Raw genomic sequence first — 13,611 nt, 5'->3', positions numbered from 1 at the left:
AGCTGCTAACTGAGCAGAAGGAAGCAGCAGTCAATGGCATCAGGGGCACTCGGAAGCGACTACAATTCGAAGGGAGACGGCTTGGTATGGAGGCAAGCGACAGGTCTTCTCGGGCGGTGCCCTCTTATCGCTGCGCGATGTTTTATTCTCGAGGAGATGTTGACATGAGCGGGATATCTAGGCTGAATCGGTTGTGGCACGCCGTAAAGGGAATTCTACCGGTAATATTGACCCTGGTTATGATCGTAGCCTCTATAATCGTTGTTTTGGCAATTATGTCAACCTTCTCTCAGCTATGGGGGTGGGCTACATTCATGGCGGTGGTTATGGCTGCTATCGGAGCTGTGTCTGCTTGGCTGAACACGAAAAGGGGATCCGCTCGGCAGCACCATGATAGCTTGGCTCAACGAGAAATGGCTGCCGTAGCTCTCCTTGCGAATTCCGATGAGCGATCTCAAGCTGTGGCGGTGATTGAGCTCTCTCAGCTGATCATTGATTGGTCTCTTGCCAGGGAGGCATCTTGGAAGACAGTGGAAGGAAAGCAAGGGCAGCGGGATATCGTGGATTATCCTGAGTGGGATCGAATTAGAGAGCTGACCAGATTGGCATTCTTTGATATCGATACGACATGGCAGCATCGGGACAATGTCATTATTCGAGTCTCGCCTGGTGATGGCGGATCTGAACTTGTCCGGCACGTTCGAGCTGAGCGGCTTCAGTTGGTGGTGAAGAGATTTCAGGCAACTCCTGTTAAGGCGGGGTGGAGTCATCGAGGGGCTCGGAGCCTACTTCCATACTTGGATTTTTCTTGCATTGATCTGCGTGGACAGTTTCTCGGTGATATTAATTTGAGCGGCGTGAAGCTCGCAGGGGCGAAATTGGAGGAGTCTGACCTGTCAAATGCCACACTCACGGGAGCTGACTTGACCGGTGTGACCTACTCGGGGAAGCGGAGTAGGTCGGGCCGGACGCTCCCAGAGACGCGCTTCCCTGAAGGGTTTGATCCAGAGAGTGTGGGGATGATTCGGGTCGAGTAGGCGGCAGTCCTGCCAACGAGAGTTGGCGGGTAGTTCACAACAGTGGGGCAGATGTACCTCGCGTGAGACCATGCAGTCATGAGCGATTCCCTAAAAGAGCGGTTCGGTGCGAACCTTCGTGCCGAGCGTCAGCGTCGGCGGCTCACACAGGAGAGCCTCGCGGAGTTCCTGGGCGTCACGCCGCGATACCTGGGCGGGTTGGAGCGCGGCGAGCGCAATCTCACCCTCGACAGCATCGAGGCCCTGGCCGAGCAGCTCGATATCGACCCGCTGCAGTTGCTGGTGGGTCCCGCGGCGGCGCGCCGCATTCAGGCGCGTCGCGTTCAGCTGCGTTCTCGCTCGTAGCCCCACAGCCCGCGCGCCGAGCTGGTGACCCCGATCGCGCCGTGGGCCAGGGCATCGTCCACATCGTCGACGTTCCTGACGAATCCCGACGCCAGGAATGGCTGGAGCTTCGGCAGGGCGGCCGGGTCGAGGCGTCCGAGCACCGGGGCCGGGGCCACCAGGGCCAGGCCGGCGTGGGCCGATTCCAGTGCCGACAGCGCCGAGTCGACCAGGCTCGCGCCGCCCAGCACGAGCGTCTGGATCGCAAGGAACCCGTAGTGGGGTGCACTTTGCAGCAGGGAGAGACGCGTGGTGACGAGTCCCGTCACCCCCATCGCCTGCAGCCAGTCGAGGCCGGCCCGGTCGCGGCTGAGGCCCGACAGGGAATCGAGGTTGACCAACGGATGGATGTCAGCGGCGATCAACTGTGTGAGGGCACGCTGCAATGCGATCACCGACAACCCGCCGAGCAGACAACTCTCCGTGGGGGAGTCGAGGAAGCCCTCGAGCGCGTCGACGCCACTCACGGCGGGGATCACCGGTGAGTGGGCGAGTCGCGTCATGAGGGACCGGCCTGCGGGCACTGCCATGAGCCGGTGGATCAGCGCGTTCGGCAACGTTGCCGAACGCTCGTCATGGGGTGCTTCCCGGTCGCTCATGGTCGCCCCGATCGCTCGTGGATTTCCCCGTCCTGGCCGTGATGCTACCAACGCAGGGGCTTCGGGAACGATCGGGGCCAGGCGGCTCCTAGAGTCCGTACTTGCCCGGATTGAGCATCCTGCCCGGGTCGAGCGCCTGCTTCACCGCACGCAACACCTCCATGCCCCCGCCCAGCGATTCGGCGACATAGGGAGTGCGCACCACGCCGACACCGTGATGGTGCGACAGCTGGCCGTGTTCCTCGATGATCACCTTGTCGGCGACGTCCCACACCGCGCGGTACCAGGCGGCGCGGTCCTTGATCGGTAGGGTGCCCTGGATCGTGAAGTAGACGCAGGCCGCGTCGGTATAGGCATGCGACTGGTGCGCCGAGACCACGAAGGTGCCCTCCAGTGCGCCGACCTCGCTCTGCACCCGCTGGTAGATGCGCGGCAGCTGGCTCCAGCCGGCGGTCATCTCCAGGGTGTCGGCCATCCACGCGCCGTCGTCCTCGAAGGCGTTCTGCGCCGGCACCTCGAAGCGCGTCGCCAACCACTTCTGGAAGATCGGCTCCGCATCCACGGCGGTGCCGGTCGTTGCCGCCTCGTCGGAGGCAATGTCCACCGTGACGTCGACCAGCCGCGGATCGCCCTCGTCGAGGATCAGCAGCAGGGTGTTGCCACCGTTGCCGAAGTAGTAGTCGCCCTCCATGTTGTCCCACAGCCGCAGTGCCGCGGGCGTGACGCCCCTCTGCATGATCCGCCGGCAGGCATCGAGCCCGGCCTCGAAGGTGTCATATTCGTAGGCGGCATATCTGGCGTAGTCGGGCAGCGCGTGGGTGCGCAGGACGACGCGCGTGATCACGCCGAGCATTCCCTCCGAGCCGATGAACAGCTGCTTCAGGTCGGGGCCCACCGCAGCGCGCTGGCGTCCGCCCAGGGTCACCAGCTCACCGGAGGGCAGCACCACGTCCAGCTCGGTGACCATGTCCTCGACCTTGCCGTAGCGCGTAGACAACTGCCCCGCGCCGCGGCAGGCAACCCAGCCCCCGACGGTGGACAGTCCCAACGATTGTGGCCAGTGCCCGGTGGTGACGCCCCATGCGGTCTGGAGGCGTTCCTCGAGCACATCGCCGAACACCCCCGGCTCGCACTCCGCGGTCAGGTCGGTGGGGTTGAAGCCGAGGATCGAGTTCATCGTGTGGATGTCGAGCACGATGCCGCCCTCCAGCGGCAGCGTCGACCCGGTGACATTGGAGCGGCCGGCGGCGACGGTCACCGGGATGCCGTTGGCTGCCGCGAGTCGCAGCACTGCCTGCACCTGCTTGACGCCCGAGGCCTCCACGATCACGGCATCGGGCGTGGCGGGGTCGCCGTCGGTGTGGGCCAGCATGGTGCCCGGCCACCAGTCGCGGGTGCGTTCGGCCGTCTCGTCGGTGCCGGTGTACACGGCATCGCCGATCCCGCGCAGCTGCTCGACGATCCCCTCGGGCACGGCCACCACCCGCCCATCGCCGTAGCGTGGCGTGGCGCCGGTGATGGGCTTGGCCAGTCCGTCGTCCACCCAGCGCGGCGGGGTGAATTCGCCCACCTTGTAGTAGCCCTCGCTGTAGCCGGTGACCTGGAACTGCTTGCTGATCATGCCTGTGCCTCCGTGTTCGTGGTGAGCAGTTGACGTTCGGTCTGGATGGCCTCGTGGTAGGCCGCCACCTGGTGATCCACCTGCTGTGGGGTCCAGCCCAGTTCCGGGGCCATCAGCCCGGCGACGCGCCGGGCCGCCCCATCCGAGGCGTCGCGGGCGAACAGGCGCAGTCGGGTGCGGCGGGCGAGCACGTCATCCACGGTGTGGGCCATCTCGTGGCGCGCGGCGTAGACGACTTCGGCGGCCAGATAGGGCTGGCCGGCCACGATCGGCTCGCGCATCGCCGGATCGTCGGCCATGATCTGCGACACGAAGCGCGACTCGGTGCCGTAGCGCTCGGCGAGGTGGTCCTCCCACCCACCGCTGGCGGTGAAGGATGCCTCGTCATAGCCGGCAGCCCCCAGAATCGGGGTATCGGCGGTGCGGCAGCGGCGTTGCACGCCCAGCACCTTCTCGGCCGCGTCGATGCCCTGCATGCCCATGTGGCGTCCGATCGTGAGCTTGCCACCCAGGATCGACACCAGCCCATCGGGATCGGTGCGCACCTCCGAGCTGCGGGGGATCTCGGCGGTGTTCTTGGCGTTGCTCCTGGCCACCAGCGGCCGGGTGCCCGCGATCGAGCCCTGGATGTCGGCGGCACTCACGTCGGTGTCGAACGATGAGGTGACCGCATGCAGCAGCACGTCGGCGTCGTCGGCGGTGCAGCCGACGTGGTCGAGGTCGCCGGTGTACTCGGTGTCGGTGGTGCCCACCAGCACCGAGTCACCCCACCGGGTGATGGTGGCCGGTGTCTTCTGCCCGGGCACCTGGAAGGTCAGCGACGAGGTGTTGCGGATCTTCAGCCAGGGCAGGGCGATATGGACGCCCTTGGCCGGGCGGATCGTGGGGGCGTCGGTGCCCGGTGCGGTGCCGTCCCAGTCGCGCAGCCACGAGCCGGTGGCCATCACCACCACCGAGGCGCGCACGACGATCTCCTGGCCGTCCGCCTCGACGACCGCCCCGCTCACCCGTCCGGTGTCGCGGGTGATGCGCGTGGCGCGGGTGTAGTTCGCGATCGCCGCGCCCAGGGCGGCAGCCGAGCGGGCGACCGCCAGGGACAGCCGGGCGTCGTCGGCGCGTGCGTCGTAGAACAGGAAGCCGTTGATCAACTGCTCGGGCTTCAGGGTGGGCGCGTGCACCAACAGCTCGTCGCGGCTGAGCTTGCGGTGCAGCACGCCCTCGCGGTAGCCGCCCAGCACGTCGTAGGCGCTCAGGGCGGCGGAGAACCCCAGGGACAGCCGGCGGTCGAAGACCCCGTGGCGCATCATCACCGGGAAGATGAACGGAAGGCGCTGCACCAGGAAGCTCGCGTTGTTGCGCAGACGCTGGCGTTCCAGCAGGGAATGGGCCACAAGGCGCACATTGGCCTGCTGCAGGTAGCGCAGGCCGCCGTGGATCATCTTCGACGACTTGGACGAGGTGCCCGACGCGAAGTCGCCCTTCTCGACCAGCGCCACCTTGTGCCCGCGCAGGGCGGCGTCGAAGGCCGCGTAGGCGCCGGTGATGCCCCCTCCGATGATGAGGATGTCGAAGCGTTCTGACCCGAGCCGGGCCAACGCCTCGCTGCGCTCCAGCCGCAGGGGCCCTGCGCCGGCCTGCTGCCTGAGTGCCGCCTTCACGTCGCTGCTCGCGACCCTGATCATGGTGCCCCCCGGGGTTGAGGTCTCTGCCGGGGCCCTGGGAAGCGAAAAAGCACAAGTCAGGACCTCGACAAGAGGTCTGAGTTGTGCTTGTCTTCCTCCACTGTGCAGGCCGCGGTGCGCGCTGTCAAGGGTTCGCAGGATGGCGGCGCTATCGGCCCGGGCGGCCTTTGCCGATGTCAGGTTCATGGCGTGTGCGGTGGTGCCCAACTTCGTGGTCGTGCCGCTCGTCGTGTTCGCCCTGAGTCGCCCGGTGGCAGCCTCGCCCGTGCAGATGCTGCTGTTGCCGTTGTTCCTGTGGTTGTTCGCGGGCGGGGCGGTGGTGGCTGCGATCCATTGGGCGCCCTTCGCGCGGGCCTTCCTCTTGCTCATCGTGGTGCCGCTGGTGTTGTCGGTGCTCACCCAGCAACTGGCCCGGCGTCAGGGGGCTGCCCGGGTGGTGATGCGGGCGATGGAGTCAGCCATGGTGCCCCTGATGATGGGCACCCTGATGGTGGTCGTGGCCTCCCAGTTCGGCCATGTGGCCGCCCAGTTCGGGCTGCTGGTGCGGGTGGTTCCGCTGTTCGTGGGTTTCCTGGTGGTGATGCCCGTGCTTGCCAACCTGATCGGACGCCTCGGCGGCCAGCCCGTGGTGATCCGTCGCACGTTGGCATTCACCGGGTCGACCCGCAACTCGCTGGTCGTCCTGCCCCTGGCGCTCGCACTGCCGCCGGAGATGGCCCTGGCCGCGTCGGTGGTGGTCACCCAGACGCTGGTAGAACTGCTCGGCATGGTCACCTTCGTCCGCGTGATCCCGCGGCTCATCCGGCAACGTCCTGGCCCGGGGCGGGGTGCTCCGGGCCAGGACGTGCGGGCAATCGGTGGGTGAACCGATCGCTGGGTGAACCAAGCTGGATGAACCAATCGGTGGGGCTGGTCTGATGGCGGGGACGCTCAGATCGTGAAGCCGCTCCATAGCAGCAGGGCCAGCACCAGGCCGACCACCAGGTTCACCGTGAAGGCCGAGCCGAACACGGCCACCGGCCGCCAACCGGCCTGCTTGATCGAGGAGATGTTGAACTCCAGTCCGATGCTGACGAAGGCGAAGATCAGGAACCAGGTGCGCAGGTTGTTGGCCACCCCGATGGCGGCCTTCGAGACCTCAGCGGGAACCGCACCGGCATAGATCGTCGCAGCCACCGAGGCGGCCAGGAACCCCAGGATGAACTTGGGGAAGCGATTCCAGAACACCCTCGCCGTCGGCCGGGGGCTGTCCTCGGTGCGCTCCACCTTGAAGGTGGAATACACGGTGAGTGCGATGGCTGCCACGCCCAACAACGCATTCTGCGTTGACTTGACGATCGCCGCGATCTGCAGCGGACCCTCGCCGGCCAGGGTGCCGGCCGCGGTCACCGCCGCCGTCGTGTCGATGTTCCCGCCGATCCATGCACCGGTCACGGCCGGGCTGAGCCCCAGCACCCCGGCCAGCCAGGGCAGCAGGAAGATCGAGGGCAGGGCGAACAGGATCACCAGGCTGGCCGTATAGGCCAGGTGTTCCTTCTTGGCCTTCACCGCGCCGGCGGCCGCGATGGCTGCCGAGACACCGCAAATGGAGGCGGCGGTCGACAGGAGCGCCCGGAGTCGGTCATCCAGGCCGAACTTGCCACCGATCCACCAGGTGGCGAAGAAGACCGAGCTGATCAACAGCACGGCCTGGGCCACGGCGGGACCAGCGGCCCGCACGATCACCGAGAAGTTGATCGAGGCGCCCAGCAACACCAGTCCGGTCTTGATGAGGAACTCCGTGCGGAAGCCTCCCGAGGGGCGCTCGCGCACATGCAGGGCGCTGAGCAGGCCGTTGCCGGCGAGCCCGACGATGATTGCGTACACAGGGAACTCGATGGATCCGGCGACCTTCCCGAAGCCGGTGCCCTTCGTCCAGGTGGGCACCCCTTCGCTCAGGACGCCGACCAGCACGCCGAGCGCGATGACGATGGCGAAGCCGCCAATGGCCCAGCCGAGTCGGCCCACGACGGATTCATCATCCGATGGCCCGAGCAGGGCGGCGTCGCGGGCCGGCAGCTCGATTGCCCCGACGTCCGGTTCGACGCGGCTCATGGGATGAGTCCCGCCGGGATCACGCCGGTGAGGGCGAGGGCGAGCAACACGAGGCCGACGACCACGGCCAACCAGTCCTCGCTGACCGAGAACTTGCCGGCGCCGTCGGGATCGTCGGGTGAGCGGTGGGTGGTTTCCGCAGGTTGTGCGGGGGTGGGTGAAAATGACATGGGAATCTCCATGAATGTGGGGTGGATTGAATCATGAGCGGAGTGCGTGCGCGGGCGCGGTCAATTCCGAGGGAACTTCCTGATTACCCTCGCGAAGGAATTCCGGATTTCACCGACGTGCTGGCCCTCACCAGCGTGATGGTCGATGCGTCGCAGTGCCACGCCCGGAGCCGGGCCCCCGGGCGTGGTTCCCGTGAAGGCGTCGCCGAAGGTGGTTCACGCGGGGATATGCGTGCCCGCAGGCGCACGACGAGCAGGTCTTCCGCCGGATCAGCGGTTCAGCAGATCAACAGCAGGAAACGGTGCTCGGGGCGCAACAACAGCGCTCAAGCGGCGTCGCGCAGACGGCGAGACCGCGGCGGGCAGGCGAGTTCATGAATGAAATATAAGCAGGAAATAGCGGGGCGCGTCAAATGTCCACGATTCAGGCGCCGAATTCGTGATCATATTGGTCGACCGTCGTGCGGAAGGCAGTGCCGCCGGAACGCCAGCAGCTAGAGACGCGCCAGCAGCTAGAGACGTGCCAAGAGTTCGCGTGCTGCGGCCGCCGGGTCATCGGCGCCGGTGAGTGCACGCACCACCACGATCCGGGTCGCTCCGGCGTCGGTCACCTGCGCCAGGTTCTGGGCATTGACCCCACCGATGCCGAACCAGGGCTTGTCGTCGGCCTGTTGGGCCACCGCGCGTACTGCATCCACGCCGACTCCGGGGCGTCCCTGCTTGGTGGGGGTGGCCCATACGGGTCCGATGCAGTAGTAGTCGGTGTCGGCAAGCCGTGCCTCACGTGCCTGGTCCACAGAATGGGTCGAGCGTCCGATGAGCACCTCGCGCCCCACCACCTGCCGGGTTTCAGCCACCGGAAGGTCGTCCTGGCCCACATGCACGATGTCGGCATCGCTGACGGCGGCAATGTCGGCCCGGTCGTTCACGGCGAACAGGGCATCGTGGCGCAGCGCCGCGTCGCGCAGCACGCTCAGGAAGCGCAGCTCCGACAGGGCGTCGATGTGCTTGTCACGCAGCTGGATGATGTCGACCCCACCGGCGTAGGCGGCTTCGACGAAGGCGGCGAAATCGTCCAGGGACCCCCTGGAATCGGTGCACAGGTACAGCCGTGAACGCCCCAGGCGCCCGAGCCGCCATTGACGGTTGCGTGAAGTCATGGTGACGAGTGTACGAACCGGCCTTCCGTTACCGCGAGCAGCGTCCCCACGCGGCCCGAACCGGGGTACGGTTTTGCCGTTGCAAGCCAGCAGCTCCTCGTCGCGCCCGCGCAACCATGGTGGTTGGGCCCCGACGAGCACTGTTCATCCACATCGAAATGGGGCGGTCAGGAATATGGCCAAGCACGTGATTGTCATCGGAGCCGGCGTGGTGGGTCTCGCCTGCGCCTGGAGGCTGAGGCGTCGCGGCCATCGCGTCACCCTGCTCGACCCCTCCCCGGCCTCCGGCGCAAGCCATGCCGCGGCCGGCATGCTGGCTGCCGTCAGCGAGTACTACTTCGAGGAGGAATCGCTGCTGGCGCTGTCGCTGCCCGCTTCGCGCCTTTACCCGCAGATCATCGCCGAGCTGGCCCGACGCACCGGCGGCCCCACGGGCTTCCGTGACATTCCCACGATCGTCGCCACCGCCGATTCGGCCGATCGTGAGCGCCTGGAGCACCTTGGTGACCAGCAGCGCAGCATTGGCCTGACCGTCACCGCGCTCACCCCGTCGAAGGCCCGCGAGATGGAGTCGTTCTTCTCGCCGCGCATCTCCGGCGCCTTCCTGGCCGAGGATGACCGCCAGGTGAACCCGCGGGTGCTCGCCGGCGCCTACCTGTCCGACCTGGAGGCCGACGAGGGCTGCGACGTGCGCCCGCTGGCCGCTACCGAGCTGCTGTGGCGCGACGGCGCCGTCGTGGGGGTCCGCGCGGCCGCGGTGCCCGGTGCCGAGGTGTTCACCCACCGCTTCGATGAGCGGGCTGTCGACACCGACGAGATGACCGGCGACGCGCCGTCGTGGTCGTCGGAGGACCTCCCGGCCGGTGACAGCATCGATATCGCTGCCGATCTCGTGGTGGTTGCCAATGGCCTGCTGAGCCCCACCCTCGCCGGCCTGCCCGAAGGACTGGAATGGCCCATCAGGCCGGTCTACGGGGACGTGATCAGGCTGCGTACCCCCGAGCATCTGCGTCCGCTGCTCACCCGCACCGTGCGGGGACTGGTGCATGGGCGCAGCGTGTACATCGTGCCGCGTGAGGACGGCACGATCGTGATCGGTGCCACCGAACGTGAGGACGGCCGCGACGCCGTGCTGGGGGGCGGAGTGCTGCAACTGCTGCGCGACGCCCAGGACCTGGTGCCCGCGGTCGCGGAGCTCGAACTCGTGGAGGCCACGGCACGTCCCCGCCCCGGCACCCCCGACAACGCGCCGATCCTGGGGCCGATCGCCCCCGGGCTCATCGCCGATACCGGCACCTATCGCCACGGCATCCTGCTCAGCGCGCAGACCGCCGTGGTGGTCGCTGACTTCGTCGACGGCACGGCCGGCCAGGACGAATGGGCCGCCTTTGATCCATGGCGCTGGTCGAAGCAGGAGGCCCGGGCATGAGGGTGACCATCAATGGCGAGGCCACGCAGGTCGACGCCGATACCGTCGCCGCACTGGTGACCCAGCGCACCGGTCGCGCACTTTCCCCGGACGGCACGCCCGCCGACGGCGGACGCCTGGGGCTGGCCGTCGCCGTGAACGACGAGGTGGTTCCCCGCCGCAACTGGCAGGCCACGGCGCTGACCGAGGGCGCCACCATCGAGATCGTCACCGCAACCCAGGGGGGCTAGGAATGAGTGCCAGCACACTGTCATCAACCACGCAATCATCAACCACGCAATCCACCGAACAGGCCGACCGGCCCCTGGTGATCGCCGGGCGTGAATTCGGTTCACGGCTGATCATGGGCACCGGTGGCATGCGCAGCCTTGAGTCGCTCGACGAGGCCCTGGTGGCCTCCGGCACGGAACTGACCACCGTCGCCATGCGCCGTCACAAGCCAACCGCCGGACCCAACATCTTCGACACCATCACCGGCCACGGCATTGCCGTGCTGCCCAACACCGCAGGGTGCCAGACCGTGCGCGAGGCCGTCATGGTGGCCCAACTGGCCCGCGAGGCACTGGACACCACCCTGGTGAAGCTGGAGATCATCGCCGACGACCAGACGCTGCTGCCCGATGCCACCGAGTGCCTGCACGCCACCGAGCAACTCGTGGCAGACGGCTTCACGGTGCTTGTCTACACCAGCGACGATCCGGTGGCGGCCCGCCGACTCGAGGACGCGGGGGCCTCGGCCGTGATGCCGCTGGGTTCGCCGATCGGCACCGGCATGGGCATCCTCAACCCCTACAACATCCGCACCATCTGCGAGAGCCTGTCGGTGCCGGTGATGCTGGACGCCGGCATCGGCACTGCCTCGGACGCCGCCCTGGCGATGGAACTCGGCTGCGACGGCGTGCTGCTGGCCAGCGCGGTGACCCGCGCCGACCATCCCGCCGTCATGGCGCGTTCCTTCCGGCTGGCCGTCGAGGCGGGTCGGCTGGCCCATCTGGGCGGACGCATCCCGCGCCGTGAGGAAGCCCTGGCCTCCTCACCCATGGAGGGGCGGCCCGACCTGTGAGCAGCGCGGTGACACTGCCGGTCGAACCGACCGAACGGGAACTCACCCGCGAGGAACTCGACCGGTATTCGCGGCAGATGATCCTGCCCGGATTCGGCATGACGGCGCAGCGTCGGTTGGCGAACGCCCGGGTGGCAGTGGTGGGCGCAGGTGGCCTGGGTTCACCCCTACTGATCTACTTGGCCGCCGCCGGGGTGGGGGAGTTGACGCTGATCGACAACGACACCGTCGACGTGTCGAACCTCCACCGACAGGTGATCCACTCCACCGCATCGGTGGGCCGGCCCAAGGTCGAGTCGGCTGCCGAGGCGATCGCCCGCCTCAATCCGCATGTGCGGGTGGAAGCGCGGGCGGAACGGCTGGACATCGACAATGTGCTCGAACTGCTTGACGGGCACGACCTGGTGATCGACGGGGTCGACAACTTCGAGACCCGCTATCTCATCGCCGATGCCTGCGAAATCCTGGGCCTGCCCGAGGTGTGGGGCTCAGTGCTGCGCTACGAGGGACAGGTGGCGGTGTTCTGGTCGGGTCACGGGCCCGCCCTGCGCGATCTGTTCCCTGAACCACCCGAGGCCGGATCGGTGCCGTCGTGCGCCGAGGGCGGGGTGCTGGGAGTGCTGCCCGGGCAGATCGGCATGGCCATGGCCAATGAGGCGATCAAGCTGATCACCGGCGTGGGCGAACCCTTGCTGGGTCGGCTCGCGATCCTGGACGCCGCCCGGGGCTCATGGCGGGAGCTGCGCATCGCGCCCGATCCCGATCGGGTGCCGGTGAGCGGGCTCAGCCTCGAGGCGGTGTCGTGCCTGATGCCGATCGCCGTTGCCGGAGCAGCCCATGACGATCCCGCATTGGCCGTCAGCGCCCCGCAGCTGCAGGAGATGTTGCAGGCCCGCGCCCGCGGGGACCTGGACTTCGACCTGGTCGACATCCGCCAACCCGAGGAATACTCGGTGGGCCACATCGAGGGCTCGCGCCTCGTGCCCATGGGCACGATCTCGGTGGACCCTGCGCCCCCGGACCCCGCGCCCACGGACCCGGGCGTCCCGGATCAGGTCGCCCTGCCCCGGGATCGCGACATCGTCATCACCTGCCGCTCGGGGGCCCGCAGCGGCAGGCTGCTCGACCGGCTGGTGGCCGCCGGCTATGGCCGCGTCAAGCAGCTGGACGGGGGCGTGATCGCCTGGCAGCGCGAGGTGGACCCCAGCATGGGGGTGTGACCCCAGCATGGGGGTGTGAGCCGCACCGGCATGGTGCAGCTCACACCCGGTATCGGGGGGTGGGTCGTCAGATGTTTGCCCCCAGCCCCAGGAAGATGCCCGCGAAGACCACCGCCATGATCACCACCGTGGCGAACAGGCCGAGCAGCACCGGACGTGCACCCAGCTTCATCAGCGACTTAACATGCACGCCCAGGCCGAGGGCGAACATCGCCGTGGCCAACAGGAACTGCTGTACGAGCTTGACGCCGCCCAGCACCGGCGCCGGCACGATGCCGATGGAGGCCACCAGGATCATGACGATGAATCCGACCACGAACAGCGGCATGAGGGCCGGACGCTTCTGACCCGGCACGCGCGTGGCACAGTGGTTGCGCAACAGTGACACTCCGGCCACCACCGGCGCCATCAGGGACACCCTGGCAAGCTTCACCGTGACGGCCACGGCCAACAAGGGCCCGCCGCCGGCGATCCCGGCAGCCGCGACCACCTGGGCCACTTCGTGGGTGGATGCGCCGATCAGCGTGCCGGCGTCCCCCGGCCCGAAGCCCAGCAGCGCGGCCAGCCCCGCGGTGGCCGGGATCATGAGCGTGCCGTAGAGCACCACCAGGGCCACGGCAGCGGCCACCTTCTCTTCGCTGGCCCGGATCGTGCCCTGCATCCCGGCCACGGCAGCGGCTCCGCAGATGGAGAAGCCGGCGGCAATCAGGGTGTACATGTCGCGGTCCATCCTGAGCAGCCTGCCCATGGCCAGCGTCGAACAGAAGGTGATGGCCACCGCGCAGGTGACGATCACCAGCACGCCGGGTCCGAGCCCGATGATGGTCGGAATGGAAACCTGCAGGCCGAGCAGCACCACGCCCCAGCGCAGCACCCGCTTGGCGGCCAGCGCGATGCCGGGCTCCAGGGCGGCGTGGATCGGCACCACATTGCGCAGCACGATGCCCGCCAGGATCGCCACCAGCATGGGGCTCAGGCTCGGCACCACCGAACCCAACGCGAGCACGGCCAGGCCGACGGCGGCGCACAATCCCAGTCCGGGCCAGAAGTCGCGTGAGACGCGCGATCGCCTGCCCGGCCCCGGGGCGTCCGCCAGCTCTGCGGCCAGTGGTGGTTCGATGTCGAGCACTTCGCTTGATTGGTTGTCCACGA

Annotated in this window: 14 protein-coding genes; 7 read left to right on the top strand and 7 right to left on the bottom strand. The window is 67.6% G+C overall.

The features are described 5' to 3' along the window. Window positions 1-398 precede the first annotated feature (398 nt). Window positions 399-1,037, top strand: coding sequence for a pentapeptide repeat-containing protein (locus RM25_RS12315; RefSeq protein WP_196482648.1), 639 nt, complete (start codon window positions 399-401; stop codon window positions 1,035-1,037). A 78-nt stretch (window positions 1,038-1,115) separates the two neighbouring features. Further along, the gene (locus RM25_RS07810) at window positions 1,116-1,382 is read left to right on the top strand and encodes a helix-turn-helix domain-containing protein (RefSeq protein WP_044636275.1); all 267 of its coding nucleotides are present in this window, start codon (window positions 1,116-1,118) and stop codon (window positions 1,380-1,382) included. On the opposite strand, the gene RM25_RS07805 is transcribed toward RM25_RS07810, so the two are convergent. The 3 genes from RM25_RS07805 to RM25_RS07795 form a co-directional block, all read right to left on the bottom strand. Further along, entirely contained in the window at window positions 1,361-2,020 is a 660-nt protein-coding gene (locus RM25_RS07805) for a glycerol-3-phosphate responsive antiterminator (protein ID WP_013161529.1), read from the bottom strand. The two genes, RM25_RS07810 and RM25_RS07805, sit on opposite strands and share 22 nt — an antisense overlap. A gap of 88 nt (window positions 2,021-2,108) precedes the next feature. Beyond that, window positions 2,109-3,641 carry an FAD-binding oxidoreductase gene (locus RM25_RS07800; RefSeq protein ID WP_013161528.1) on the bottom strand — a complete coding sequence of 511 codons (1,533 nt, stop codon included), beginning with the start codon at window positions 3,639-3,641 and terminating at the stop codon, window positions 2,109-2,111. After that, complete coding sequence (locus tag RM25_RS07795; RefSeq protein ID WP_036942833.1) at window positions 3,638-5,323, bottom strand: glycerol-3-phosphate dehydrogenase/oxidase; 1,686 nt, start codon at window positions 5,321-5,323, stop codon at window positions 3,638-3,640. The genes RM25_RS07800 and RM25_RS07795 overlap by 4 nt, the downstream gene beginning before the upstream one ends. A 139-nt stretch (window positions 5,324-5,462) precedes the next feature. Between RM25_RS07795 and RM25_RS07790 the strand changes: the two genes are divergently transcribed. Continuing rightward, a complete protein-coding gene (locus tag RM25_RS07790) occupies window positions 5,463-6,188 on the top strand; it encodes a hypothetical protein (RefSeq protein WP_080774515.1) in 726 nt (241 codons plus the stop codon). A 65-nt stretch (window positions 6,189-6,253) separates the two neighbouring features. On the opposite strand, the gene RM25_RS07785 is transcribed toward RM25_RS07790, so the two are convergent. From RM25_RS07785 to thiE, 3 genes are all read right to left on the bottom strand, one after another. Next, entirely contained in the window at window positions 6,254-7,417 is a 1,164-nt protein-coding gene (locus RM25_RS07785) for a YeiH family protein (RefSeq protein ID WP_052809154.1), read from the bottom strand. After that, entirely contained in the window at window positions 7,414-7,587 is a 174-nt protein-coding gene (locus tag RM25_RS12765; RefSeq protein ID WP_013161524.1) for a hypothetical protein, read from the bottom strand. Before RM25_RS12765 ends, RM25_RS07785 begins: the two co-directional genes overlap by 4 nt. 512 nt (window positions 7,588-8,099) lie before the next feature. Next, complete coding sequence (thiE, locus tag RM25_RS07780; protein WP_013161523.1) at window positions 8,100-8,747, bottom strand: thiamine phosphate synthase; 648 nt, start codon at window positions 8,745-8,747, stop codon at window positions 8,100-8,102. A gap of 175 nt (window positions 8,748-8,922) precedes the next feature. Here thiE and RM25_RS07775 point away from each other — a divergent pair, with 175 nt between their 5' ends. From RM25_RS07775 to moeB, 4 genes are read left to right on the top strand one after another with little or no spacing between them, the layout of a single operon-like run. Continuing rightward, window positions 8,923-10,176, top strand: coding sequence for an FAD-dependent oxidoreductase (locus RM25_RS07775; protein WP_044636274.1), 1,254 nt, complete (start codon window positions 8,923-8,925; stop codon window positions 10,174-10,176). Continuing rightward, the gene (gene thiS / locus RM25_RS07770) at window positions 10,173-10,406 is read left to right on the top strand and encodes a sulfur carrier protein ThiS (RefSeq protein WP_013161521.1); all 234 of its coding nucleotides are present in this window, start codon (window positions 10,173-10,175) and stop codon (window positions 10,404-10,406) included. The genes RM25_RS07775 and thiS overlap by 4 nt, the downstream gene beginning before the upstream one ends. 2 nt (window positions 10,407-10,408) lie before the next feature. Next, window positions 10,409-11,239 (top strand): thiazole synthase, encoded by an 831-nt coding sequence (locus tag RM25_RS07765; RefSeq protein WP_044636273.1) that lies wholly within the window; start codon window positions 10,409-10,411, stop codon window positions 11,237-11,239. Next, on the top strand, window positions 11,236-12,459 hold the full coding sequence (gene moeB / locus RM25_RS07760) for a molybdopterin-synthase adenylyltransferase MoeB (RefSeq protein ID WP_036942818.1): 1,224 nt from the start codon (window positions 11,236-11,238) through the stop codon (window positions 12,457-12,459). Before RM25_RS07765 ends, moeB begins: the two co-directional genes overlap by 4 nt. A gap of 67 nt (window positions 12,460-12,526) precedes the next feature. Here moeB and RM25_RS07755 read toward each other — a convergent pair whose 3' ends face one another. Then, window positions 12,527-13,609 (bottom strand): YeiH family protein, encoded by a 1,083-nt coding sequence (locus RM25_RS07755; protein ID WP_013161518.1) that lies wholly within the window; start codon window positions 13,607-13,609, stop codon window positions 12,527-12,529. Window positions 13,610-13,611 lie beyond the last annotated feature (2 nt).

Origin of the sequence: Propionibacterium freudenreichii subsp. freudenreichii, from assembly GCF_000940845.1 — a bacterium.
In the GTDB taxonomy this organism is placed as follows: Bacteria; Actinomycetota; Actinomycetes; order Propionibacteriales; family Propionibacteriaceae; genus Propionibacterium; species Propionibacterium freudenreichii.
This window is presented reverse-complemented; position numbering and strand designations above follow the sequence as displayed.